This window comes from Neorhizobium sp. DAR64860/K0K1, from assembly GCF_050500205.1.
Taxonomy (GTDB): domain Bacteria; phylum Pseudomonadota; class Alphaproteobacteria; order Rhizobiales; family Rhizobiaceae; genus Neorhizobium; species Neorhizobium soli.
On sequence record NZ_CP191459.1, the window covers coordinates 3,083,297 to 3,105,994 of the forward strand.

General features: G+C 59.9%; 23 protein-coding genes and 1 tRNA gene. 13 read left to right on the forward strand and 11 right to left on the reverse strand.

The window, feature by feature from the left end:
* Nucleotides 1–77: 77 nt before the first annotated feature.
* Complete coding sequence (mbfA, locus tag ACQY1J_RS19510; RefSeq protein WP_174195456.1) at nt 78–1,061, reverse strand: iron exporter MbfA; 984 nt, start codon at nt 1,059–1,061, stop codon at nt 78–80.
* A gap of 254 nt (nt 1,062–1,315) precedes the next feature.
* Between mbfA and ACQY1J_RS19515 the strand changes: the two genes are divergently transcribed.
* A complete protein-coding gene (locus tag ACQY1J_RS19515) occupies nt 1,316–2,422 on the forward strand; it encodes a TRAP transporter substrate-binding protein (RefSeq protein ID WP_430252010.1) in 1,107 nt (368 codons plus the stop codon).
* A gap of 161 nt (nt 2,423–2,583) precedes the next feature.
* Nucleotides 2,584–3,684, forward strand: a complete 1,101-nt coding sequence (locus tag ACQY1J_RS19520) for a TRAP transporter substrate-binding protein (protein ID WP_113109343.1) — start codon at nt 2,584–2,586, stop codon at nt 3,682–3,684.
* Between the two features lie 93 nt (nt 3,685–3,777).
* Here the strand turns inward: ACQY1J_RS19520 and ACQY1J_RS19525 are convergent, their stop codons facing one another.
* On the reverse strand, nt 3,778–3,945 hold the full coding sequence (locus ACQY1J_RS19525) for a hypothetical protein (protein WP_430250617.1): 168 nt from the start codon (nt 3,943–3,945) through the stop codon (nt 3,778–3,780).
* Between the two features lie 143 nt (nt 3,946–4,088).
* Here ACQY1J_RS19525 and ACQY1J_RS19530 point away from each other — a divergent pair, with 143 nt between their 5' ends.
* Both ACQY1J_RS19530 and ACQY1J_RS19535 read left to right on the forward strand, forming a co-directional pair.
* A complete protein-coding gene (locus ACQY1J_RS19530) occupies nt 4,089–4,706 on the forward strand; it encodes a TetR/AcrR family transcriptional regulator (protein ID WP_430250618.1) in 618 nt (205 codons plus the stop codon).
* Between the two features lie 47 nt (nt 4,707–4,753).
* Nucleotides 4,754–5,995, forward strand: a complete 1,242-nt coding sequence (locus ACQY1J_RS19535) for an MFS transporter (RefSeq protein ID WP_430250619.1) — start codon at nt 4,754–4,756, stop codon at nt 5,993–5,995.
* A gap of 40 nt (nt 5,996–6,035) precedes the next feature.
* Here the strand turns inward: ACQY1J_RS19535 and ACQY1J_RS19540 are convergent, their stop codons facing one another.
* Together ACQY1J_RS19540 and ACQY1J_RS19545 are read right to left on the reverse strand one after the other, a co-directional pair.
* A complete protein-coding gene (locus ACQY1J_RS19540) occupies nt 6,036–6,557 on the reverse strand; it encodes a GNAT family N-acetyltransferase (protein WP_062578715.1) in 522 nt (173 codons plus the stop codon).
* Nucleotides 6,558–6,575: 18 nt separating this feature from the next.
* A complete protein-coding gene (locus ACQY1J_RS19545; RefSeq protein WP_430250620.1) occupies nt 6,576–7,151 on the reverse strand; it encodes a helix-turn-helix domain-containing protein in 576 nt (191 codons plus the stop codon).
* Between the two features lie 176 nt (nt 7,152–7,327).
* Between ACQY1J_RS19545 and ACQY1J_RS19550 the strand changes: the two genes are divergently transcribed.
* The 3 genes from ACQY1J_RS19550 to ACQY1J_RS19560 all read left to right on the forward strand — a co-directional run bounded on the left by ACQY1J_RS19550 (nt 7,328) and on the right by ACQY1J_RS19560 (nt 13,637).
* Nucleotides 7,328–8,575 (forward strand): MFS transporter, encoded by a 1,248-nt coding sequence (locus ACQY1J_RS19550; protein WP_430250621.1) that lies wholly within the window; start codon nt 7,328–7,330, stop codon nt 8,573–8,575.
* Between the two features lie 72 nt (nt 8,576–8,647).
* Entirely contained in the window at nt 8,648–10,471 is a 1,824-nt protein-coding gene (lepA, locus tag ACQY1J_RS19555; protein WP_062454104.1) for a translation elongation factor 4, read from the forward strand.
* A gap of 220 nt (nt 10,472–10,691) precedes the next feature.
* Nucleotides 10,692–13,637 (forward strand): PAS domain-containing protein, encoded by a 2,946-nt coding sequence (locus ACQY1J_RS19560; RefSeq protein WP_430250622.1) that lies wholly within the window; start codon nt 10,692–10,694, stop codon nt 13,635–13,637.
* 52 nt (nt 13,638–13,689) lie between these two features.
* On the opposite strand, the gene ACQY1J_RS19565 is transcribed toward ACQY1J_RS19560, so the two are convergent.
* The 3 genes from ACQY1J_RS19565 to ACQY1J_RS19575 all read right to left on the reverse strand — a co-directional run bounded on the left by ACQY1J_RS19565 (nt 13,690) and on the right by ACQY1J_RS19575 (nt 14,705).
* Nucleotides 13,690–13,941: a hypothetical protein gene (locus ACQY1J_RS19565; protein WP_062454106.1), complete on the reverse strand. Its 252-nt coding sequence runs from the start codon at nt 13,939–13,941 to the stop codon at nt 13,690–13,692.
* A gap of 155 nt (nt 13,942–14,096) precedes the next feature.
* Nucleotides 14,097–14,390 carry a hypothetical protein gene (locus ACQY1J_RS19570; RefSeq protein WP_062454107.1) on the reverse strand — a complete coding sequence of 98 codons (294 nt, stop codon included), beginning with the start codon at nt 14,388–14,390 and terminating at the stop codon, nt 14,097–14,099.
* A gap of 126 nt (nt 14,391–14,516) precedes the next feature.
* Nucleotides 14,517–14,705: a YegP family protein gene (locus ACQY1J_RS19575; protein ID WP_062454108.1), complete on the reverse strand. Its 189-nt coding sequence runs from the start codon at nt 14,703–14,705 to the stop codon at nt 14,517–14,519.
* 77 nt (nt 14,706–14,782) lie between these two features.
* Between ACQY1J_RS19575 and ACQY1J_RS19580 the strand changes: the two genes are divergently transcribed.
* The 5 genes from ACQY1J_RS19580 to ACQY1J_RS19600 all read left to right on the forward strand — a co-directional run bounded on the left by ACQY1J_RS19580 (nt 14,783) and on the right by ACQY1J_RS19600 (nt 18,337).
* Nucleotides 14,783–15,664: an NAD(P)-dependent oxidoreductase gene (locus ACQY1J_RS19580; protein ID WP_430252012.1), complete on the forward strand. Its 882-nt coding sequence runs from the start codon at nt 14,783–14,785 to the stop codon at nt 15,662–15,664.
* A 16-nt stretch (nt 15,665–15,680) separates the two neighbouring features.
* Nucleotides 15,681–15,992 carry a SelT/SelW/SelH family protein gene (locus tag ACQY1J_RS19585; RefSeq protein ID WP_062454110.1) on the forward strand — a complete coding sequence of 104 codons (312 nt, stop codon included), beginning with the start codon at nt 15,681–15,683 and terminating at the stop codon, nt 15,990–15,992.
* A gap of 91 nt (nt 15,993–16,083) precedes the next feature.
* Nucleotides 16,084–16,170, forward strand: a tRNA-Leu gene (locus ACQY1J_RS19590).
* Between the two features lie 405 nt (nt 16,171–16,575).
* Nucleotides 16,576–17,436 carry a hypothetical protein gene (locus tag ACQY1J_RS19595; protein WP_430250623.1) on the forward strand — a complete coding sequence of 287 codons (861 nt, stop codon included), beginning with the start codon at nt 16,576–16,578 and terminating at the stop codon, nt 17,434–17,436.
* 52 nt (nt 17,437–17,488) lie between these two features.
* Entirely contained in the window at nt 17,489–18,337 is an 849-nt protein-coding gene (locus tag ACQY1J_RS19600; protein WP_430250624.1) for a hypothetical protein, read from the forward strand.
* A gap of 65 nt (nt 18,338–18,402) precedes the next feature.
* Here the strand turns inward: ACQY1J_RS19600 and ACQY1J_RS19605 are convergent, their stop codons facing one another.
* The 4 genes from ACQY1J_RS19605 to ACQY1J_RS19620 form a co-directional block, all read right to left on the reverse strand.
* Nucleotides 18,403–18,771 carry a hypothetical protein gene (locus tag ACQY1J_RS19605; protein ID WP_062454111.1) on the reverse strand — a complete coding sequence of 123 codons (369 nt, stop codon included), beginning with the start codon at nt 18,769–18,771 and terminating at the stop codon, nt 18,403–18,405.
* Nucleotides 18,772–18,874: 103 nt separating this feature from the next.
* Entirely contained in the window at nt 18,875–19,723 is an 849-nt protein-coding gene (locus ACQY1J_RS19610; protein WP_430250625.1) for an NlpC/P60 family protein, read from the reverse strand.
* A 48-nt stretch (nt 19,724–19,771) separates the two neighbouring features.
* Nucleotides 19,772–20,125 carry a MarR family transcriptional regulator gene (locus ACQY1J_RS19615; protein WP_184654226.1) on the reverse strand — a complete coding sequence of 118 codons (354 nt, stop codon included), beginning with the start codon at nt 20,123–20,125 and terminating at the stop codon, nt 19,772–19,774.
* Between the two features lie 73 nt (nt 20,126–20,198).
* Complete coding sequence (locus tag ACQY1J_RS19620; protein ID WP_430250626.1) at nt 20,199–21,593, reverse strand: leucyl aminopeptidase family protein; 1,395 nt, start codon at nt 21,591–21,593, stop codon at nt 20,199–20,201.
* Nucleotides 21,594–21,748: 155 nt separating this feature from the next.
* On the opposite strand from ACQY1J_RS19620, the gene ACQY1J_RS19625 reads away from it, so the two are divergent.
* The gene (locus ACQY1J_RS19625; protein WP_162734904.1) at nt 21,749–22,600 is read left to right on the forward strand and encodes a tetratricopeptide repeat protein; all 852 of its coding nucleotides are present in this window, start codon (nt 21,749–21,751) and stop codon (nt 22,598–22,600) included.
* Nucleotides 22,601–22,698: the final 98 nt, after the last annotated feature.

Genomic DNA, 22,698 nt, shown 5'->3' on the forward strand with positions numbered 1-22,698 from the left:
ACCCGCCCTGCTTTGCAGCGGCGGGTCTTCTTTTTTGCTGTCGATGCGCCGGCTGCGGCGAACCGATAACCTGCGCCTTATCCGTTGCCGATCAGGATACCGGCAGCCAGGACCAGCGAGCCGCCGAACACGACCTGGAAGACAGCCTTGAAGAACGGTGTCTCCATGTAACGGTTCTGGATGAAGGCAATCGCCCAGAGTTCGAAGAAGACGATGATCGCCGCAACGATGGTGGCCGTCCAGAAATGCGGAATGAGATAGGGTAGTGTATGGCCGAGGCCGCCGATCGCGGTCATGATGCCTGAGGCAAATCCGCGCTTGATGGGGGAGCCGCGACCGGAAATCTTGCCATCGTCGTGTGCCGCTTCGGTAAAGCCCATCGAAATACCCGCACCGACCGATGCGGACAGACCGATCAGGAAGGTCGACCAGGTATCGCCCGTGGCGAATGCTGCCGCAAAGATCGGCGCCAGTGTCGAAACCGAACCGTCCATAAGGCCGGCAAGCCCTGGCTGGACATAGGTCAGGATAAACTGACGCCGGGCAGACAGGTCTTCTTCCGAACGCGTTTCCTCGGTTACGTGCTTTTCGCTGAGCATCCGGGCGATGTCTTCATGCCCGTCCTCCGCCAAGGCCAGATCGCCCAGGAGCTGCCGCGTCGAGGCATCCGATACCCTTTTGGCGGCCTCGCGATAGAACCGTGCCGCCTGGCGCTCCATCGCTTCCGTCTGTTCGCGGATCTTGTCGAGCGGCAGATTGCGCATGAGCCAGTCTGGCTTGCGGGCGTAAAATCCCTGCACATGCTCTCTGCGGATCAGCGGAATGTTCTCGCCGAAGCGGGAGCGAAACATCTGGATCAGCATGTTCTTGTGCGTCTGCTCGACCTCGGCCATGTCCTCGAACACCTTTGCGGAGCTCGGATATGCCTCTTTCAGGTTCTTCGCGTAGGAGAGATAGATGCGCGCATCCTCCTCTTCCGACGAGATGGCAAGAGCGAGGATTTCCTCTTCGCTCAGCGACAAAAACGCCCGGCGGGACCCAGGCACCAAACGAGTGAACATCGAAGCTCCTTATTAGAATAATTCTAACCTAACTTTTTTGTGTGAAAGTTCAAGTCACTCCAAACCGTGCCCTTCGATCCGTTTGAGAAAAAAATTCGCGCGCAATATTCGCAAACCAATGCTGCAGCGCAGCGCAACTTCCTGCACTTTTTACTTGCCGGTGACGAAATGATCGGATTAAGAGCAGACGCCGGTGAGGACCGGTGAAATGAAGTTACCGGCCGTCAAGGGCCAGTCAGAAAGGCATGACCCGTATGAACCGCAGACATTTCTTTCGGCAGGCAGGGACCGCCGGAATCGGCGCAGTTGCAGCCGGGGCTTTGGCCGCTCCCGCGATCGCGCAGGAAAGCCCCAAGCTCACCTGGAGGATGACATCCTCCTTTACCAAGAACACCGACATCCTCTGGGCCGCATCCACCGATATCGCGCAAAGCGTCAAGGAAGCGACGGACGGCAACTTCACCATCCACACATTCGCGGCCGGCGAAATTGTGCCCGGCCTTCAGGCGGCAGACGCTGTTTCCAACGGAACCGTCGAAATGGCGCATACCTGCTCCTACTATTACATCGGCAAGGATCCGACATTCGCGCTCGGCACGTCGGTGCCCTTCGGTCTCAATGCCCGCCAGACGAACTCCTGGTTCTCGATCGGCGGGGGCAACGACCTGCTCAACGAATTCCTCGGCACCTACAATCTCTATGCGCTGCCGGCCGGCAATACGGGTGCCCAGATGGGTGGCTGGTTCCGCAAGGAGATCAACACGATCGATGACCTGAAGGGTCTGAAGATGCGCATCGCAGGTCTTGCCGGCCAGGTGATGACGAAGCTTGGCGTCACGCCGCAGCAGATCGCCGGCGGCGACGTTTATGCGGCCCTGGAAAAGGGCACGATCGATGCGACCGAATTCGTCGGTCCGTATGACGATCAGAAGCTCGGCTTCGTGAAGGTCGCGAAATACTACTACTATCCCGCATGGTGGGAAGGTGGCCCGGCCGTCCACGCCTTCTTCAACCGCGACAAGTTCAACAATCTGCCGAAGAGCTACCAGCGCATTCTGAAAGATGCCTGCGCCAACGCCAACATGAACATGCTGGCTCGCTACGATGCCAGCAACGCCAAGGCGCTGCGCCAGCTTGTGTCGGAAGGTGCCGTGCTGAAGGCCTTCAACCAGCAGATCCTCGATGCCAGCTTCGCTGCGGCGCAGGAAACCTATTCGGAACTCACGGCCAAGAACGCTGCCTTCAAGAAGATCTACGACAGCCAGCAGGCCTTCAAGAAGGATGCCTACCTCTGGGCGCAGATCGCCGATTACACCTACGACACATTCATGATGATCCAGCAGCGCAACGGCAAGCTTTGATCATCAAGCGCACCTGCTCAATCGAGAACCCCGGCCCAGCCCGGGGTTTTCCTTTTGCGGCAAGGCAAACACTGTCGATTCCTCTTGTCGGAGCCGGGAGAAGAGCTTTAAGACCAAGACGGCTTGAACGAGATTTTTCAGACATCTCAGGAGGATATTTCATGGATCGCAGACGTTTCCTGCACAATGCTACCACTGCCGGCATCGGCGCCGCGGCTGCCGCTTTGGCCACGCCGGCGATCGCCCAGGAGCGTCCGAAGATCACCTGGCGGTTGACATCGTCCTTTCCAAAGAGCCTGAACATCATCTTCGATGCGGCGACCCAGATCGCCAACAGCGTCAAGAATTCGACGGACGGCAATTTCACCATCCAGACCTATGGCGCCGGTGAACTGGTGCCGGCTCTGCAGGCCGCCGACGCGGTTGCCAACGGCACGGTCGAGATGGCGCATACATGCTCCTATTATTACATCGGACAGGATCCAGCCTTTGCGCTCGGCACCGCCATTCCGTTCGGCCTCAATGCCCGCATGACGAATGCCTGGTTCCTGAACGGCGGCAATGATCTGATCAACGAGTTCCTTGCGCCGCGTGGCCTCTACGCGCTGCCGGCTGGCAATAGCGGCACCCAGATGGGCGGCTGGTTCCGCAAGGAGATCAACACGATTGACGACCTGAAGGGTCTGAAGATGCGCATCGCCGGTCTCGCCGGCCAGGTGATGCAGAAGGTTGGCGTGACGCCCCAGCAGATTGCCGGCGGCGATGTCTATGCAGCGCTCGAAAAGGGCACGATCGATGCGACCGAATTCGTCGGTCCGTATGACGATCAGAAGCTCGGATTCGTCAAGGTCGCCAAATACTACTACTACCCGGCATGGTGGGAAGGCGGCCCGGCCATGCATGCCTTCTTCAACCTCGAAAAATTCAACAGCCTGCCGAAGAGCTACCAGCAGATCCTGACCGATGCCTGCGCGGCAGCTAACATGAGCATGCTTGCCAATTACGACGCGCATAACGCAGTCGCTTTGAAGAAGCTGGTTGGCGAAGGCGCTATCCTGAAGGCGTTTAACCGCGACATTCTGGATGTGTGTTTCAAGGCCGCGATGGAAACCTATGCCGAGCTTTCGCAAAAGAGCCCAGCCTTTAAGAAGATCTACGATCACCAGCAGGCGTTCAAGAAGGATTCCTATCTCTGGGCGCAGGTGGCCGAGTACAGCTACGACACGTTCATGATGATGCAGCAGCGCGCAGGGACGCTCTGAGCATCGAGTAAAACGACGAAAGCCCCGCACGCGACGGGGCTTTCAAAACTGCTGAGAGCTTCGGCCTATCTCTTCAGACGGGCCTCAATGACCTTAGCTACCGGTATTCGGTCGATTGCTGCCGACATTGGTATTTGTCGACGCGGTCTTCCCGTCGGCGGTCTGGCCGTAATAGGTACCACCGAGGTGGCCGCCGGAACTGGTGTTTTCCACCTGGCGTTCTGCGCGCTTTACAGCCTGTTCTACGTCACTCTTGCTCATAATGTCCTCCAGCTTTTGGGGTTGGTGACGGTGTTTCCAACTCAACTCTCAAAGATCTGTTCCCGAAAAACCGACATCTCGCTTGACGACAACATAATCCGATCCTATTTGGAAACGATCATTTCCTAATTAGGCAATCCGCTATGACGACCGAAACCCTCAACGATACAGCGCGAATGGCAGGCCGCCCGCGCGAGTTCGAAATCGAGGCGGCGCTGGACAAGGCGATCGTCGTGTTTTCCGAGCAGGGTTATCACGCGACGTCGATTGCGGACCTCAAGGACGCGATGGGGCTGACGGCCGGAAGCCTCTACAAGGCGTTCAAGGACAAGAAGGCGATCTTTCTCGCCTCCTTCGATCGCTACAAGCAGGTGCGCAACACAGCCCTTGCAGACGCGATAGCCGTTGGTGGCAATGGCCGCGAACGCATGCGTCTTGCGCTGCATCACTATGCAAACTCGGCGCATGGCGAACTTGGCCGACGCGGATGCCTCGTCGTCGGCGCTGCCGTCGAACTTGCGCTTTTCGATCTCGAAACGGATCGGCGCGTGAAACTATCGCAAGCACGAATTGAAGGTCTGTTCGAAAACCTGGTTCGGGAGGGCCAGGCGGACGGATCGATTTCGGATCGGAGCGATCCCGAAGTGACGGCGCAGTTCTTCTACGCCGTGATTCAGGGTCTGCGGATCGCGGGAAAGGCCGGACAGGGCCAGGAACGCGCCATCGCCACCGTGGAAACCGCGCTTAAAATTCTCGACTGACAGCACGTCTCTTTTCTCCCTCCCTTTTCTCCTCCCAAGAGCCCACCATGACATCCCCAGTTCCTTCCCCCGCTCGTCGGGTTTCGCCGGACGCCGAAACGGCGGCCACATCGCCAAGTGCAGCGCCCACCCTCTCCCCGGTAATGGCCTTCACCATGGCCGCCGCGGCCGGGCTGATCGCCGCCAACCTTTATTACGCGCAGCCACTTGCAGGCCCGATTGCGGCATCGATCGGCCTTTCCGAAAGCGCAACCGGCCTGATCGTCACGCTGACGCAGATCGGCTATGGGCTCGGCCTGCTGTTCATGGTGCCGCTCGGTGATCTCGTCGAGAACCGCCGGCTGATCATCCTGATGATTGCCGCCACGAGCGTTGCCCTGATCGCGGCCGGGCTTTCGACGACACCGCTTCCGTTTCTCGCGGCATCGCTGGCGATCGGCATCACCTCCACTGCGGTGCAGATGATCGTGCCGTTTGCGGCAAACCTTGCACCGGAGGAGAGCCGCGGCCGGGTCGTTGGAAATGTCATGAGCGGGCTGATGATCGGCATCATGATGGCGCGACCCGTCGCGAGCTTCATTGCAGGATTATCGTCGTGGCATACCGTGTTCTTCCTGTCGGCTGCGGTGATGGTTGCCGTCGGTCTGGTGCTGTCCTTCCGCCTGCCCAGGCGCATGCCGAAGACGACGCTTAGCTATCCCGGCCTGATCGCTTCCATGGGAAGGATCTACACGACGCAACCGCTCCTGCGCCGGCGGTCCTTCTACCAGTTCGCCCAGTTCTTCGCGTTCAGCCTGTTCTGGACTGTGACGCCGCTTCTCTTGGCAGGGCCGGCCTTCCAGCTGGGCCAGGGCGCCATCGCAATCTTCGCGCTTGTCGGTGTCGCCGGTGCGGTTGCTTCTCCGATCGCCGGGCGGTTGGCCGACCGCGGCCTCGGCAAGCCGGCAACCGCATTCGGCATCCTCGCTGTCGTTGCCGCCTTCCTGATCACCCATGTCGCGCCTGAAGGTTCGACCTTTGCGCTGGTGATGCTGGGTTTGGCCGCCATCGCGCTCGATTTCGGCGTGTCGATGACGCTGGTGATCGGCCAGCGGTCGATCTACGGCCTTGATGCTGAGCTGCGCAGCCGCCTGAACGGCCTCTTCATGGCCACCTTCTTTGTCGGCGGAGCACTGGGTTCGGCAATCGGCGCCTGGGCCTTTGCCCAAGGCGGCTGGCTCGCCGCATCGGCGATCGGTCTCGCCCTGCCGGCCGCAGCCTTTGTTTATTTCCTCACGGAAAAACGATGACGAGATATGGCCCGCTTGTTTTGCGGGCCACTTACGGCGCTTACCCGATGCGCTTGTAAAACAGCGTTGTGCCGCAAAGGCCGCCTTGCGGCCACAGGGCGTAGTCGGGAATGACGCCGACGCGTTCCCAGCCGAACCGGGGATAGATGCGTTCCGCGTCGCTGCCGGTTGCGGTGTCCAGCACCAGAAGCGTGCGTCCCTGCCGTGCTGCTTCCGCTTCGACGGCCTCCATCAGCTTGCGCGAAAGGCCAAGGCCGCGGGCATCGTGATGGACGAGGAGTTTCATCAGGTCGCCCCGATGCGGCTGGTTCGGCTTCGACGCAAGACCGATCTGGACGGTGCCGACCGCCCGCCCCTCGACCTCTGCGACAGCCAGAATGATGGCACCCTTTTCCACCTCGTCTGCGATACCATTCCAGTATCCGGTGGCATCCTCAGGCGCGAATGGCAGCATGAAGCCCAGCGATGCGCCGCCATTGATGCAGTCGGACAGGATGTCACTGAGATCGGGGATCGCCTCGCGGGTGGCGTCGGCATCGAGAATACGGATGGTCGGGGTCATTGTTTGCTCCTGTGGCGGTCAGCGGCCGCGGTTGAGGATCACCGCGTAGCGGGCGGGGCGATCACTCGGATTGTGGAATTCGAAGGCGTCGCCGATATCCATGAACAGGCAGTCGCCGGGCATGAGACGGTGGGTCACGTCCGGAAGCACCATGTTCAGTTCCCCCTCGAACAGCCAGACATGCTGGGTCATGATCCGGCTTTCCTCCCGCGGCGGAAAACTCACACGTGCGCCGGCCGGAAATTCCACCTCGACGATATCGACCGGTGTCGGCATGCCTGGCGGCGAGACGGAGCGACGCAGATATCCGGTCGTCGGGTCGCGCCACAGCCTTTGCTCGGACTTCTTCGACAGAGGCGATGATGAAGGCTCGTCGGGCGCGAAGAAGGTGGAGAGGCTTTGCCCCAGTCCTTCGCAGAGCCTTGCCAGCAGCGCCGCCGTCGGGCTCGCCTCCGCCCGTTCTATGCGCGAAATCATCGCTCGGCTGACACCGGACCGCAGCGACAGTTCGTCCAACGTCAGCCCTGCGGAAGCCCGCAGCGCCTTCAGCCTTTCGCCAATCGCCAGTTCGATTTCGCTGTCTGAATTTTCCATTATCAGAGATATAAATTCTCTTTTGATGGAATCAAGCGATTTGCGAAGGCTGGATGAATTTTTAAAGGTGATGGCGTTTCCGCGATAGCGAATGTCCCATTCGATACGCTATGGATCGTCGACCAAAGCAGCCGCGACGGAAGCGCCGAGGGTCCATTAAAATCAGGGATTTCGCAATGAACGGACAAGCGGCTGTCTCGCCCTTTTCAATCGCCAGCATCGTCGTCTCGATGACGATCGCCGCGATCGGAAGCGGCATCATGTTCGCCTATGTGCCGTTCATGCTGACACGGTCGGAAACGCCCTGGGCGGCAGGTGCTGCGGTAACGGCCGTCGCATTCGGCGGCCTCGTCGGCTGCGTGCTGGGCGGACCGCTGATTAAGCGCGTCGGACATGCGCGGCTGTTTGCCTGCTCGATGGCGATGGTCATCATTGCAGCCGTGCTGATTGCCGCCGACCTTCCCGCCTATATCTGGATTTTTGCGCGCGGCATTTATGGCGCGGCCGCCAACGTCAATTTCATCATTGCGCAGAGCTGGCTCAACCACGCCGCCTCCAACGAATGGCGCGGCAAGGCGATGTCGTTCTTCTACATGGCCTATGTTCTGGGCCTTGGCTGCGGCAACTGGATTTTCGGCCAGATCCCGACCGACGGCAATCTTGCGCCGCTGGCGGTGGTGTTCTTTACCGCGCTTGCGATCCTGCCGATCGGGCTGACCCGTCTGCCGAACCCGCCCGCCCCGGCGCGCGTCAATGTCGATATCAAGATGGCCTGGAAGATCTCGCCGGTCGGTCTGGTCGGCGTGCTTGCCTCGGGTGGCCTTTCGATGGTGGTGCAGGGCTTCCTGCCAATCTATGCCTCCACCAACAACGTGTCGCAGACCGATGTCGCGATGCTGATGTTCGTGATGCAGACGGGACTGCTGTTCGTGCAATATCCGCTCGGTATCCTGTCGGACCGGATGGACCGACGCTTTGTGCTTCTGATCACCTGCGTGCTGATCGTGTTTGCCGGCTTCGGGGCGTTTTTCTCCTCCTTCTCGCATCTCTATATCCTGATGATCGTCTTCCTGATCTTCGGGGGTTCGGTGGAGACCGTGTATTCGGTGGCCAACGCTCATGCCAACGACCGCGCCGACCCCGGCGATTTCGTGCCGCTGTCCTCGACGCTTCTCGTTGCATGGTCGACGGCTGCGACGATCGTGCCGCTCATGGTCACGATGCTGACACCTGTCCTGGGCGGAAAAACCTTCATCGTCGCGGCGATGGCGGTGGCTGTCGTCTATGGCCTGTTCGTGCTGCAGCGTCTCAAAGAACGCGGTCCGGCACCCGAGGCGGAGCGGGAGAGCCACGAAGTGCGCAGCGCCCAGCTTCCGAATGCAGCGGCGCTGACCGAACCCGGGGCTGTAAATCCCGGAAATTAACGCCTTTCATCCTCAACGAAAGGTTATCTTCCCTCTTTGCGGCAGACACGGGCGCTGCTATATGCGCGAGCCATGAGCACCAATTCCCGCACGCCGCTTGACCATATCCGCAATTTCTCGATCGTGGCCCATATCGACCACGGCAAATCGACGCTCGCCGACCGTCTGATCCAGACGACCGGCGGCCTTGCCGAACGCGACATGTCCGAGCAGGTTCTCGATTCGATGGATATCGAGCGCGAGCGAGGCATCACCATCAAGGCACAGACCGTGCGCCTGCACTACAAGGCGAATAACGGCGAGACCTACGTTCTCAACCTGATCGACACACCCGGCCATGTCGACTTTGCCTACGAAGTGTCGCGCTCGCTGTCAGCCTGCGAAGGCTCGCTGCTGGTCGTCGATGCCAGCCAAGGCGTCGAGGCGCAGACGCTTGCCAACGTCTATCAGGCGATCGACAACAATCACGAGATCGTCACGGTCCTCAACAAGATCGACCTGCCGGCCGCCGAACCCGACCGCATCCGCGACCAGATCGAGGAAGTGATCGGCATCGACGCCAGCCAGGCCGTGCTGATCTCGGCAAAGACCGGCCTCGGCATTCCAGACGTTCTCGAAGCGATCGTCCACCAGCTTCCCCCGCCAAAGAGCGAGATGGGCGACAAGGGTCCGCTGAAGGCGCTGCTGGTCGACAGCTGGTACGACACCTATCTCGGCGTCATGGTTCTCGTGCGTATTCTCGATGGCGTGCTGACCAAGGGTCAGACCATCCGCATGATGGGCACGGATGCCAAGTATCAGGTGGAACGCGTCGGCGTTCTGACGCCGAAGATGCTGGCCGTCGATAGTCTCGGCCCGGGCGAGATCGGTTTCTTCACCGGCTCGATCAAGGAAGTGGCCGATACGCGCGTCGGCGATACCATTACCGAAGACAAGAAGCCGACCGCCAAGGCACTTCCGGGCTTCAAGCCTGCGCAGCCGGTCGTGTTCTGCGGCCTGTTCCCGGTCGATGCGGCCGATTTCGAAGACCTGCGTGCCGCGATGGGCAAGCTGCGCCTCAACGACGCTTCGTTCTCGTTCGAGATGGAATCGTCTGCGGCTCTGGGCTTCGGTTTCCGTTGCGGCTTCCTCGGACTGCTGCATCTCGAAATCATCCAGGAGCGTCTGGAACGCGAGTTCAACCTCGATCTGATCGCAACCGCACCTTCCGTGGTCTATCAGCTGACCATGACCGACGGTTCCGAGCGCGAGCTGCACAACCCGGCCGACATGCCTGACGTCGTCAAGATCTCCGAAATCCGGGAGCCGTGGATCAAGGCGACGATCCTGACCCCGGACGACTATCTCGGCGGCATCCTGAAGCTTTGCCAGGATCGGCGCGGCATCCAGACCGAGCTTACCTATGTGGGCAAGCGCGCCATGCTGACCTACGAACTGCCGCTCAACGAAGTGGTGTTCGATTTCTATGACCGCCTGAAGTCGATCTCCAAGGGCTATGCCTCGTTCGACTATCACTTGCACGGCTATCAGGAGGGAAACCTCGTGAAGATGTCGATCATGGTGAATGGCGAGCCTGTCGACGCGCTGTCGATGCTGGTTCACCGGACCGCTGCCGAAAAGCGCGGCCGCGACATGTGCGAAAAGCTGAAGGACCTGATCCCCAGACACATGTTCAAGATCCCGATCCAGGCAGCTATCGGCGGCAACGTGATTGCCCGCGAGACGATTTCCGCGATGCGCAAGGACGTGACGGCGAAGTGCTACGGCGGCGACGCCACCCGCAAGCGCAAGCTGCTCGACAAGCAGAAGGAAGGCAAGAAGCGCATGCGGCAGTTCGGCAAGGTCGACATTCCGCAGGAAGCGTTCATTGCAGCGCTGAAGATGAAAGACGATTGATTTGCACAGGGGCTGGTTCGAAACAACCGGCCCTTTTTACTCGCCGATTGCTCGGTCAGCCGGATCATTTCGGGACAGGAATCAAAAGATCTGGGCCGGACCGCAATAAACGAACAGATCGCGCCGTCCAAAGTTTGATAATCTGCAAAAATTGCTTTGAAAACCGCCGATTGACGGCATATTACCGGCGCCTATTCCATCACACGCATTTGGTGACGTCATGAACTATCAGGTCGTATCCGCGCATTGGCCTATTGGCGGAGGCGAGACCGGCGAGCTCATACGCCAGTTCGACTGGACGAAGACGTCTCTCGGGCTGATCAAAGACTGGCCTTCGCATCTGCGGATCAAGGTCAACTCGATGGTCAATTCGCCGATCCCGCAGGTTTTGATGTGGGGCGACGATCATGTGATGATCTACAATGACGGCTACAAGGAGATTGCCGGGGATTATCATCCACGCGCGCTCGGCGACAAGGTTTCCGCTGTCTGGCCGGAAATCTGGGAATGGAACAAGACAATCCTTGAAGCCGGCTTTCGGGGAGAGGTCCAGTCCTTCCGCGACCAAGTCATGGTGCTGAATCGTCATGGATCGCCTGAGGATGTCGTCTTCGACCTCTTCTACACGCCGATCTACGACGAAACCGGCAAGGTCGACGGTGTCCTGTGCACGGTGCTCGAAAACACCGAGAAGGTGCACGCGCTGAACGCCTTGGCTCAGAGCCAGGAAGAGCTCAGCCGCCTTACCAACGCGCTCCCCATCCTCGTCGGGTTCCTCGACCGCGACCATGTCTATCGCTTCGCCAATGACGGTTATCAGGAGTGGTTCGGACTAGCCGCCAGCGACGTCATTGGCAAGCATGCCGCGGAGGTGATCGGCAACGCCTATTACGCTGCCCGCATACCATTGCTTCAAAAAGCGCTCTCCGGCGAACGGGTGATCACGGACACGGTGATCAAACGTCCTGACGGAGAAGAACGGACAGCCGAAATCCGCTACGTTCCGCGCTTCACCTCCAAGGGTGAGATCGACGGCATCTATGTGCTGATCATCGATATCGAGGACCGCAAACAATCCGAGAACGCACTTCGTCGCAGCAATGAACGGTTCCGGGCCGCGGTCGCGGCCATCCATGGCGTGCTGTGGACCAACACCGCCGACGGCCGGATGCTGGGCGAACAGACGGCCTGGGCCACGCTGACCGGCCAGCGTTTTGAAGAATACCAGGACTACGGCTGGGCAGATGCCGTGCATCCCGACGATCGGGAAGGTTCGGTCGCCAGCTGGCAGGCGGCCGTCGCGTCCAAATCCACCTATGTCTGGGAACATCGCGTCCGCCGCCATGACGGCCTCTATCGTACCTTTGCCATCCGCGGCGTGCCGATCATCGGTTCCTCGGGCGACATCGAGGAATGGGTCGGTGTCCATACCGATATCACCGAGCAGCGGGAAGCCGAATCGAACCTGCAGGACCATGCCAGCAACCTGGAACGGCAGGTCCGCCACCGCCTGCGGGCAGAGGAACAGCTAAGACAGCTGAACGAAAGCCTGGAAGCCCGCGTCGAATCGGAGATCGCCGAGAGGCGCCAGGCCGAACGGGCATTGCAGCAGGCGCAGAAGATGGAATCGATCGGTCAGCTGACCGGGGGCGTTGCGCATGACTTCAACAACCTGTTGCAGGTCGTTGCCGGCAATCTTCAGCTCCTGGCCAAGGACATTGTCGGCAATGCGCAGGCGGAACGGCGTGTCGGCAATGCGCTTGCCGGCGTCAGCCGCGGTGCAAAGCTTGCCAGCCAGTTGCTGGCTTTCGGCCGCCGGCAGGCGCTGGAGCCACGCGTCATCAACATCAGCCGCTTTATTGCCGGAATGGACGATCTGCTGCGCCGGTCGCTCGGTGAGGCGGTTGAGGTCGAGGTAATTGCCAGCGGCGGGCTCTGGAACACCTATGCCGACCCGACACAGGTCGAAAACGCGCTTCTGAACCTCGCAATCAACGCACGTGATGCGATGGAGGGGTCCGGCAAATTGACGATTGAGGTGGGTAACGCCTTTCTCGACCAGGATTACGCCCGCACCCACGTGGAAGTCACGCCCGGTCAATACGTGATGCTGGCCGTGACCGACACGGGCGCCGGCATGGCGCCAGATATTCTCGATAAAGTGTTCGAGCCGTTCTTTTCCACCAAGCCAGAGGGCAAGGGAACCGGATTGGGACTGTCCATGGTCTACGGCTTCGTCAAGCAGTCCGGCGGGCATGTGAAGATTTACAGCGAGGTGAACGAGGGCACGACCGTGAAGGTCTACCTGCCGCGGTCCGTCGCCGATGAGGACCGCGAAGTGGTCGTCCAGGCCGGCCCGGTCGTCGGCGGCTCGGAAACCGTGCTGGTCGTGGAAGACGACGAGGCGGTGCGCAACACTGTTTTCGAGACGCTGACCGATCTCGGCTACCGCGTCCTGACGGCAAAGGATGCACAGGCCGGCCTCAACGTGGTCGAGAGCGGCATTCCAATCGACGTCATCTTTACCGACGTCGTGATGCCGGGCCCGCTGAAGAGCCGCGAAATGGCGCGTCGCGCAAAGGAGCGCCTGCCGCATCTCGCGGTGCTATTCACCTCCGGCTACACTGAAAATTCCATCGTCCACGGCGGCATTCTGGATGCCGGTGTCGAGCTCTTGTCCAAACCCTATACCCGCGAGGCTTTGGCGCGCCGTATTCGCCATGTCATCGCCAACCAGAAGCAGGTGGACCAGGCGACCGCGCCCAGGGCGGAAACAGTCAAGCCCGTTGCCGAAGTTGCCGCCGCGACGCCGAAAACGCTGACGATCCTGCTGGTCGAAGACGACTTTCTGATCCGGGGAAACACGGCCGAGATGCTTGCCGAACTCGGCCATCAGGTAATCGAGGCCGGGACGGGAAAAGAAGCGCTGGTCGAGCTCGAAAGCAATTCGATCGATGTCCTGATCACCGATATCGGCCTGCCGGATACAGTCGGCGGTGATCTGGCGGTGCGTGCCGTGGCGGAAAAGCCCGACCTGACCGTCGTGTTCGCAACGGGAGAGAGCCACAAGCCGGACAACGCGCCACCCGGCTCCCGCCTTCTGCAGAAGCCTTATAACGAGATGGACCTTGCGGCGGTTCTGGCAGGCGTCAACGCGAGTTCGTAGTCCGGATCCCCGCATGGCCGGGGCCTGTTGCCTGCATCACGCCCCGGCGCCTTCAATGTTTCGCCGGGAGGAAGGGATGCGGAAGGTCCGCCGGTGTGATCCAGACGCAGCCGTCGAATGCCACTTCCCCATGGTCCAGTTTGCGGCTGGCGATCGTCTCCATCAGGGAGAGCTTTGATCGCACGCTGCCGATTCCGTCATCGTTGAGGACCCGGACCGCCTGGCAGGTGGGGCCATCCCGCATCACGATCAACGTATGATGGCTGTTCTCGACGATTTTGTTTTCGATGGTAACGAGCTTCATGCTCTCTCCTTCGACTGACGGATGGGGTTGAGGCCCCATCGAAGGGTCGGCAAATTTGGTTAACAAAGGGTTAACGACGCGGGGGCGTCCCCCGCAAACGAAAAACCGCCCGTCCTTGCGGACGAGCGGTTCGATCGATGGTCTTTCCCTGCCTGTTACGGCTGGGTCGTACCGCCTGTTGCCGGTGCAGCAGGAGCCGGTGCGGCCGGAGCAGGTGCTGCTGGCGTTGCCGGAGCAGGTGCTGCCGGTTCCGTGACAGCAGGCGGCGTTGCGGTCGAGGATGTCGTGGCAGGATCGGTGGTCGAGCCACCCATCTGCGACCAGACAAACGCGCCGACGACGATAACTGCCAGAATGGCTACCCAGCCCATCCAGGAAGAGCTTTTGCGCGTCTCCGGGGTGGTGCGAAGGTCAGGGCGGGTGTTATTCGAGTTTGGATCGTAAGCCATGTTTGTTTCCTCCGTTTCAGCAGAGACAATGCGACCACAGGGAATTTGTTCCAAAGATCTGCGGATCGGACATTGTGTCTGCGCTAAAACCTTACGTTGGAATGCGGCAGACGAACGTTCAAACCGTCAAACGGTGGCGGTTGTACCGTCTTCGGTTGTGGCACCAGGCGCATTCTTCTTGATCGATTCGATCGCGTTGATTGCCGACGCCTTCTGCTTGTATCCTTCAGAGATAAACATCGTTTCGCCGTTCGACGCTTTGAAGCGGAAACGGAACTCGCCAGTCTTGTCCTTGTAGACCTGAAACTTGTACAATTTAGCCTCCCTCAGCTGACCCTAAACAAGAAGATGCCACTGGATAAGGGATGGAACAAGAGGGATATGCGCCTGCCATGAAGGAAACGGATTTGAACAAAGAGCGTGTCGGTATCGTCGGTCTTGGACTGATGGGAAGCGCCATGGCGACGCGCCTTGCACAACAGGGCTTCACTGTCACCGGATGGAGCCGAAGCGACGCTTTTGGTGCGCGGCAGAGGGCTCTCGGCATTGATGCCGTTGAAGACCTTTCCTCCCTAGCAGAGCGTTCCGACGTCATCATTCTTGCCCTGATCGACGATCAGGCGGTGCATGATGTGCTTAACACACTCGCGGCTACGGACCTTACGGGCAAGCTGATCGTCGATACCAGCACGGTCAACCCTATGACTCTGCGGAGCCACCAGGAGGCCATCGGTCGATCGGGCGCCGCCCTCCTCGACGCGCCGATCGCCGGCGGCCCGGAGATGCTGCTTCAGGGAAAGGTCGGGCTTTATATCGGCGGCTCGCCTGAAGACCACGAGCGCTTCCGGCCCGTTGCGGAAACGCTTTCCGACCGTGCGCTGCATGTGGGGAAACTCGGAGATGGCGCATCGGCCAAGCTCGTCAACAACATGATGCTGATGGGACTGTGGCAGAATCTCAAGGAGGCACTGCTGCTAGGCAAGAGCGCCGGCCTCTCATCAGCGAAGATCCTAGAAATCCTTGCGGGAAGCCCGGCTGCGAGCCCGGCGATGAAGAGCAGGCTTCCTGTCATTTCAGGTGAGACGGACACGGTCGGGTTTCCTGTGTCGGGTGCGGTGAAGGATGCGCGGCTGGTGCGCGATTTTGCAGAGGAGCTCGGGATCTCCATCCCTGCGATCTCGGCGTCGCTTGCAAGCTTCGAGGCGGCGCTCGCCGCAGGCTATGGCGCCGCAGACCTTGCGACCATGGTCAAACTGGTTGCCGACGCGGATTAAACAGGAGTTCAGTTGCATGCCCGACAAACCGCATATCACCATTTTATACTGCACCCAGTGCAACTGGCTGCTACGGGCGGGCTGGATGGCGCAGGAACTGCTGCAGACATTCGGTGATTCGCTGGGCGAGGTCGGGCTTATCCCGGGCACCGGCGGAGCATTCGAGATCCGTATCGACGGCGCGTTGATCTGGGAGCGCAAACGCGATGGCGGTTTCCCTGGTCCCAAGGAATTGAAGCAGCGGGTTCGCGATATCCTCGACCCCGACCGGGACCTTGGCCATATCGACCGACACCAAGCCAAAACCGAAGTCGACACCGCGGGTTAGGACGGTTTTCGAAAGTTTTTCGGGGCCTGACATGAAAACTTCAAAAACCCTGTTGACTTGACCCGGTGTCCCTCGTACATCGCTCTCCGTCGCCCAGATGGCGGAATTGGTAGACGCGCCAGCTTCAGGTGCTGGTACCCGAAAGGGTGTGGAGGTTCGAGTCCTCTTCTGGGCACCATTCCCATTTTACTATTGGCTTTAGTTATAAGCCACTGATTGTGCAGGTCTTGTTCTGTCTGCGTCTCCGCGGCGCATGACACGCGCAATGCGTAACCATTGCCCCCAGGGTATGGATGGTGCGTATGAGGTCTTGGAAAGACTGTTCAAGGTTATTGATCTGCCAGTGAGGTTTGGTCCTTGCCCTCTGCTCTGTCGAGGGCCTCACCAACGCGCGTCCGGTGATCATTGTATGGATGCTCAACGTCGCAACACGGACTGAGATACAATCTCGGATCAGCTCCCATCCTCCAAGATCCAGATAAGCCTCAGGACAGCCTATGCACGTAACGCATGCGGCAGCAACGATGCTCGGTCTTCAGTCGTCGAATGCAACGCAATCGCCATTTAACGACCAGGTGTCCCTATGGAAAAATTGCTTTTCTCGATCACTGCGAATGGTAGCCCGGAAGTTCTCGAGCGTCAGATTTCGGCAATCGATCGTTTCTCGCCTGGGTCGTTTATCTGCGTTCATCATGCGCGGGGCTCGACATTTCGAGGAGGCGATGTCCCTCAAAGCAGCGGCTCCTGCAACGTCTTCATCAATCCAAATTCCTATGAGATCAGGCCGCAGGAGGGCGTTTTACATGCCCATGTCAGCAACTTCCAACATGCCGTTGCGCAGTCTCTAGATTTTGACAAGATCGTCCTTTTCTCAGCGGAGGACCTGCTCATCAAATCCGGATTAGGCGAGTATACGAAGCGGTTCACAACGGGCGCTCAGACCGAGCTCTATGAAAGCATAGAGACCGCGAACAACTGGTCTGTGTTTCGGCCTGAGGTTTTAGACTCGGCCGGTATGAAACACTTCCTGTCCCTGCTTGGGCTTCCGCTCTTCGCTGGCGGGCAGGCGGAAGGTCAGTTCTTCAGCCGACGTGTCTTCGCCCATCTGGAGCGCATGTACATGGAATCGTTTCCGATGGATCCGTGCGGGTTTCCGACGGAGCAGATCCTACCTCCAACGCTTAACATGTGGCTGGGTTTTACCGGCACGAACGTCTCACTGCCCATCACGTTCACGGCTGCCAACGCTCAGATGGACATATCGGAAGCTGTTCTTCACCAACTCAAGACGGGCGACGGAGCTCTCCACGCGCGCGCTAAACCAAGGGCCCTGCGGCCGGTTCATCTCGGAGCGTGCGTGTTGAAAAACGTCTATGCGGTCAGTTTGCCGGCTGATCGATACGAAGCCTGGGAGAACGTGATGTCCCAATCGGAAGATGGTTAAGTCGCCGCAGTGTTCCAACGCCATCGTCAATTTTTCTGAGCTAGGCCCGTTGATGACCAAAATCCTCTTTTCCCTGCCGGTCCATGAAATGCCCGCCATCGTGCGGGATCAAATCGCAAACATTAATTACTTCTGCCCCGGCTCAACAATTGCCATCCACATATCAGCGGGAGCCGCCGCGCTGCAGGACGAGTTTCGTCGGGAGTGCGACCTTCCGAATGTCCTGATCAATCCTAGTTCATACGAGACCAGATGGAACGCGGGCCTCCTCCATACGCATATCAGCAACTATCTCTACGCGCTTGAGCGGGGCGCCGACTTCGATCGCGTCGTTCTGATTTCATCCAACGAACTTCTCGTGAAGCCAGGGCTTAGTGAGTATGTGTCCAAGTATGCAATGGGGTCTCATGTCCAGATCTACGACCTTGCTGCCGATTGGGGAGGTTTCCGCACCGACGTCGCGAGCGATATGTCCGTCCGCAACTTCGTCGCCAGTCTCGGGCTAACGTCGTACTTCGCTGGGCAGGCGGAAGGCCAGTTCTACAGCAATCGCATATTCGCTCGGATTGCGCGCCTATTCGTCGAGAATTTTCCTATGGCTCCGTGCGGGTTCAATAGCGAAGAGGTCATCCCTCCTACCGTCGCAGCGAGCCTTTCAATGGCGGGCGTAAACTACGCTCACCCGATTACCTTCTGCGATTACTGCACGGCCATTAAAATTACGCCGGAGTTGATCGACCAGATTAGATCAGGCAACGGCGCGGTCTACGCTCAGCGCGTACCCCGGTCGATGCGCTCTCCACATATCGGTGTATCAACCTTCGACGGGATATTCAGCGTCAAACGCGTCCCTCGCGAGGAATGCGAATTGCGCCAGTATATCCGCGGGCTGATGACCTAGCGACTGCCTCTCAGCGTCAACCCCAATCCGAGAGAGACGTGTGAAGCCTCGCAAACACCTCCGCTCTACTTCGGAAGATGCCGCGGGTTGATGCCTGGGACCCAGTGCGTATTCGGCATCTGCGTGCCCGTATAGCGAATGCCGTTGTTCGTTTCGCAGTGATACAGCCGCCGCGGCACGTCATCCCAGAAGCGGGCGCCCGGCCCTGACCTCAATTCCGAGACGTAGCCGATATCACTGGTGCACGAATAGGAATCGGGATCCGACTTGACGAGGCTTTCCGTCGGTTTCACGCCGGGCAGGTTCTTGAAGAAGGTCTGGGGCGACTGGGTGAACACGTCGCCTTCCGCAGCCATCGTGTCATCAGGAACAAGGGCCGTTACGACGACCCCCATCAGCATCGCGGCTGGTAAAATCCATGCACCCTTCAGCATTTTTCTGTCCCTGTCGGCACTCTATCACCTTCACGAAATAAGAGGTGCAACGCCACGGTGCCAGCGGATGCGATCCCACATTTGCGTGATCGTTGCGCCCGGATCATGGAAAGCGGCGGTAATCGGTCGGCTGTCCGTAGAGCCAGCCTATCCGCTCCACAGCGGCTTTGAAATTTTCGCGCGCCACAGTCATCGTGTGGCCGTTGGCGTGGAGCAGGGTTTCCGGGTCTTCCATGATTCCGACATGGCCCTTCCAAAAGACGAGATCGCCGCGGCGGAGATCCTCGGCATCGATTCTCCCACCAAAGGCTGCCTGCATGTCGCTGTCACGCGGTACCGGTTTGCCGATCATCGCCATCGACAGCTGGACGAGGCCGGAGCAGTCGATGCCGAAGCCCGTGCGCCCGCCCCAGAGATAGGGCGTTTCCAGGAACCGGAGAGCGACCGCGACATAGTCGTCGCCGGCAACTTCCGAGATCGGCAGGCAGTGGTCGGCAATTACGGCGCCGCCGCCGGCCAGCGTGAAATAGTGGGTGCCGCGGGTTTCGCTTTTGCCGACGATCGTCACGCGGCTGCCCATCGACAGTGCGCGAAGCGGCGGCTTGCGCAATTCCGGGCCCGGATAGACGAAGGTGCGCTGCGTCACAATACGGTGCGTCGCCTGCTCGACCACGTCGAGCATCACGTCCGGGAGGTAGCCGACATAGCCATCCTGATCGGCCTGGACCCAGACGAAGCCGTCCTTGCGGTCGAAGACACGCACGGTTTCTCCGAACAGAAGTTGCGTGTCGATCCCGCTTTCCAGATCCGGTGATGGGCGAAGCGGGGCAACGGGGACGGCGATTTGCGCCGCGACGCCCTGCACGAAGCGGGGGGCATCGACGCGACCTTCGAGCGCCACATCGGCAAGATCGGCACGGAAGGCATGGAGGCGTCTGTCGAGATCGGTCATCTTTTTGTGTTCCAGGGTCAGATCGGAGTTATCAGCAGGTTCGTCGCACTATGCGGCAGCTGTGCGGCGGCTTTCACGGATGATGAGGTCGCCGAGATTTTCGAGGTAGAGGGCGCCGGCCACGGTCCGCTTAATCACGACATTGCGGCGATCGCGCTCGTCTCTCACTCGATCGACAAGACCGAGCGCACCCATCGTATCGAGTGCGCGGGTGACTACCGGCTTGGTGACGGCGAGGGTGGCGGCCAAGCCACGCACCGTGTGGGGCGGCGGCACGAGATAGATATGCAAGAGGATCGACAACTGGCGCAGGGTAAGATCCCGCTCGTCGCGCTTCACCTGTTCCAGCGAAACGCGATGCCAGAGGCCGAGTGCCTGCGTTGCGGTTAAGTCTGCGGCCATCCCGCCTCCAAGATTGCGTGTCGCGTCCATCTTAGGTGCGAGATCTTACCGCTTCGTTTGATGCCCCGCGATCTTACCTCGCCGCCATATCCTTGATGACCTTGTAGAGCGCCCGGATCGCGAATGCTTCGCCGCCGACGGAAGCATGCGGCTTGTCCGCTGCAACCCAGGCATAGATATCAAAATGCACCCAGCTCTTTGCGGCCGTGACGAAGCGTTTGAGAAACAGCGCCGCGGTAATCGCACCGGCCATGCCGCCGGAGGGCGCGTTCGTGATGTCGGCGGCGCGGGACCGGATGTCCTTGTCGTAGCCCATCCACAAAGGCAGTCGCCACATCGGATCCGCCTGCGAGCCTGCTGCTGCCGTAAGTTTGGCTGAGAGCGCCTCGTCGTCGGTGAAATAGGGGGCGAGTTCTGTGCCGAGCGCGACGCGTGCGGCACCCGTCAGCGTCGCCATGTCGATCAGCAGGTCCGGCGGGGTCTCGTCCGCATAGGCGAGCGCGTCGGCCAGCACGAGCCGGCCTTCCGCATCGGTATTGTCGATCTGGACGGTGATGCCCTTGCGGCTCTTGTAGATGTCGCCGGGACGGAAGGCGTTGGATGAGATCGAGTTTTCAACCGCGGGCACCAGAACCTGAAGATCGATCGCCAGGCCTGCATCCATGATCATCAACGCAAGACCCATGACATTGGCGGCACCGCCCATGTCCTTCTTCATCAGCGCCATGTTGGCGGCGCCCTTGATGTCGAGACCGCCGGTATCGAAGCACACGCCCTTGCCGACCAGCGTGACCCGCGGATCGCCCTTTTTGCCCCAGCGCATCTCGAGGAGACGCGGCTGCGAGGCGCTGGCGCGACCGACCGTGTGGATGAGCGGGAAGTTCTGTGTCAGCAGGTCATCACCGACGATCGTGGTGACGGTTGCGCCGTACTGCGCGCCGAGCGCCCGGAAGGCTGCGTCCAGTTCGTCCGGCCCCATCTCGTTGGTCGGGATGTTGACGAGATCGCGGGCGAGGAACACACCGGCAAGCTGGCGCTCGAGATCTGCCGCATCCGCAGAAGCTCCAATGGCGAGGCGGACATCCTTCGACTTTTCAGTCTTGTAACGGCTGAAGCAATAGCTGCCGAGACCAAAACCGAGCGCGAACTGCTCGGGCGATACGCCCTCGCCTTCCAGATGCCAATCACCTGGCGGAAGCAGCTTTGACAGCTTCCCCGCGATGAAGGGTTGCTCCGACGGGTTCTTGCCCAGTCCGAACACCGCGCCGGCGACGCCGCCTTCCTTGCCCGGCAGCAAGGTGAATGCGCCGGCTTCGGCCTTGAAGCCTGCAGCCTTCGCCCAGTCGGTGACCGCCGCGTCGAGACGACCGTTCTCCAGATCCGCGGGCGTGACGGCGTGGACGGGCCGGGTCGTAGCGCCCTTCTGGCTGAACAATACTGGACGGACGGTATGCTGGTATGGGGTCATGGCAACCTTCGCAAGGATCTGGAAACGTTCATTTTAACGGATCGTTAGGGTTAACAGTTTATTCCTTTCTTTCAAATGTGTTCGCAAAGCGCCGACGACAATCGGGTGCTAGACCGGACGACGATTGAACGACGCCCCCAACGAGATCGCCATCGATGACTGCATCTGTCGCCACCCCGTCTCGCTCGTCCCGGCTGTTCGCGCTCGCGCCGCTTGCGCAGGCAACCGCAATCGTTCTTCTGGCACTGTCTGTGACGGGGTGTACCACGAGCAAGCGCGACACGCTGACGACGGGCTCGATTCCCCAGAGGATCTCCGCTGCGCCGCTGGATGGCATGAACGCAAGCGAACTCGCTGAAGCGGAACGCTCCATCGGCGCTGCTTATGTCAAGAACCCGAGCAACAAGGATATCGGCCTGCGCTACGCCAACGTTCTCGGCATGACCGGCAAGAACACCCAGGCACTCGCCGTAATGCAGCAGGTGGCGATTGCGCATCCTGCAGATCGCGATGTCCTTTCCGCCTATGGCAAGGCACAGGCAGGCGCTGGCCAGCTCGAACAGGCACTCACCACGATCAACCGCGCGCAGACTCCTGACCATCCCGACTGGCGCCTCTATTCGGCGGAAGGTGCCGTTCTCGATCAGCTCGGCCGCTCGCAGGAAGCTCGCGCGAAATATCGCCAGGCCCTGAACACACGGCCGAACGAGCCGACGGTCATGTCCAACCTCGGCATGTCCTATGTTCTCTCCGGCGATCTGAAGACTGCCGAAAGCTACATGAAGAACGCCTCGCAGCAGCCCGGCGCCGACAGCCGCGTGCGCCAGAATCTGGCGCTCGTCGTCGGTCTCCAGGGCCGGTTCGCAGAGGCAGAGGGCATTGCCCGCCGGGAACTTTCCCAGCAGCAGGCCGATGCCAACGTGACCTACCTGCGCTCCATGCTCTCCCAGCAGAACTCCTGGCGCAAACTCGCTGACAGCGACAAGGGCACGACGGCGGTCAACTGATCCAGTCGGCTTCGACAATTTCAGCGAAACAGAACCGCCATTTCCATCGGGATGGCGGTTTTTGCTTTTGAGCCAATGCGGGCGGTTCTCAGGCTGCC

Bases quoted from the DNA above. Each gene is read 5' to 3' on its own strand.
- mbfA (WP_174195456.1), bottom strand. From the start codon at position 1,061: ATGTTCACTCGTTTGGTGCCTGGGTCCCGCCGGGCGTTTTTGTCGCTG.
- ACQY1J_RS19515 (WP_430252010.1), top strand. From the start codon at position 1,316: ATGAACCGCAGACATTTCTTTCGGCAGGCAGGGACCGCCGGAATCGGC.
- ACQY1J_RS19520 (WP_113109343.1), top strand. From the start codon at position 2,584: ATGGATCGCAGACGTTTCCTGCACAATGCTACCACTGCCGGCATCGGC.
- ACQY1J_RS19525 (WP_430250617.1), bottom strand. From the start codon at position 3,945: ATGAGCAAGAGTGACGTAGAACAGGCTGTAAAGCGCGCAGAACGCCAG.
- ACQY1J_RS19530 (WP_430250618.1), top strand. From the start codon at position 4,089: ATGACGACCGAAACCCTCAACGATACAGCGCGAATGGCAGGCCGCCCG.
- ACQY1J_RS19535 (WP_430250619.1), top strand. From the start codon at position 4,754: ATGACATCCCCAGTTCCTTCCCCCGCTCGTCGGGTTTCGCCGGACGCC.
- ACQY1J_RS19540 (WP_062578715.1), bottom strand. From the start codon at position 6,557: ATGACCCCGACCATCCGTATTCTCGATGCCGACGCCACCCGCGAGGCG.
- ACQY1J_RS19545 (WP_430250620.1), bottom strand. From the start codon at position 7,151: ATGGAAAATTCAGACAGCGAAATCGAACTGGCGATTGGCGAAAGGCTG.
- ACQY1J_RS19550 (WP_430250621.1), top strand. From the start codon at position 7,328: ATGAACGGACAAGCGGCTGTCTCGCCCTTTTCAATCGCCAGCATCGTC.
- lepA (WP_062454104.1), top strand. From the start codon at position 8,648: ATGAGCACCAATTCCCGCACGCCGCTTGACCATATCCGCAATTTCTCG.
- ACQY1J_RS19560 (WP_430250622.1), top strand. From the start codon at position 10,692: ATGAACTATCAGGTCGTATCCGCGCATTGGCCTATTGGCGGAGGCGAG.
- ACQY1J_RS19565 (WP_062454106.1), bottom strand. From the start codon at position 13,941: ATGAAGCTCGTTACCATCGAAAACAAAATCGTCGAGAACAGCCATCAT.
- ACQY1J_RS19570 (WP_062454107.1), bottom strand. From the start codon at position 14,390: ATGGCTTACGATCCAAACTCGAATAACACCCGCCCTGACCTTCGCACC.
- ACQY1J_RS19580 (WP_430252012.1), top strand. From the start codon at position 14,783: ATGAAGGAAACGGATTTGAACAAAGAGCGTGTCGGTATCGTCGGTCTT.
- ACQY1J_RS19585 (WP_062454110.1), top strand. From the start codon at position 15,681: ATGCCCGACAAACCGCATATCACCATTTTATACTGCACCCAGTGCAAC.
- ACQY1J_RS19595 (WP_430250623.1), top strand. From the start codon at position 16,576: ATGGAAAAATTGCTTTTCTCGATCACTGCGAATGGTAGCCCGGAAGTT.
- ACQY1J_RS19600 (WP_430250624.1), top strand. From the start codon at position 17,489: ATGACCAAAATCCTCTTTTCCCTGCCGGTCCATGAAATGCCCGCCATC.
- ACQY1J_RS19605 (WP_062454111.1), bottom strand. From the start codon at position 18,771: ATGCTGAAGGGTGCATGGATTTTACCAGCCGCGATGCTGATGGGGGTC.
- ACQY1J_RS19610 (WP_430250625.1), bottom strand. From the start codon at position 19,723: ATGACCGATCTCGACAGACGCCTCCATGCCTTCCGTGCCGATCTTGCC.
- ACQY1J_RS19615 (WP_184654226.1), bottom strand. From the start codon at position 20,125: ATGGCCGCAGACTTAACCGCAACGCAGGCACTCGGCCTCTGGCATCGC.
- ACQY1J_RS19620 (WP_430250626.1), bottom strand. From the start codon at position 21,593: ATGACCCCATACCAGCATACCGTCCGTCCAGTATTGTTCAGCCAGAAG.
- ACQY1J_RS19625 (WP_162734904.1), top strand. From the start codon at position 21,749: ATGACTGCATCTGTCGCCACCCCGTCTCGCTCGTCCCGGCTGTTCGCG.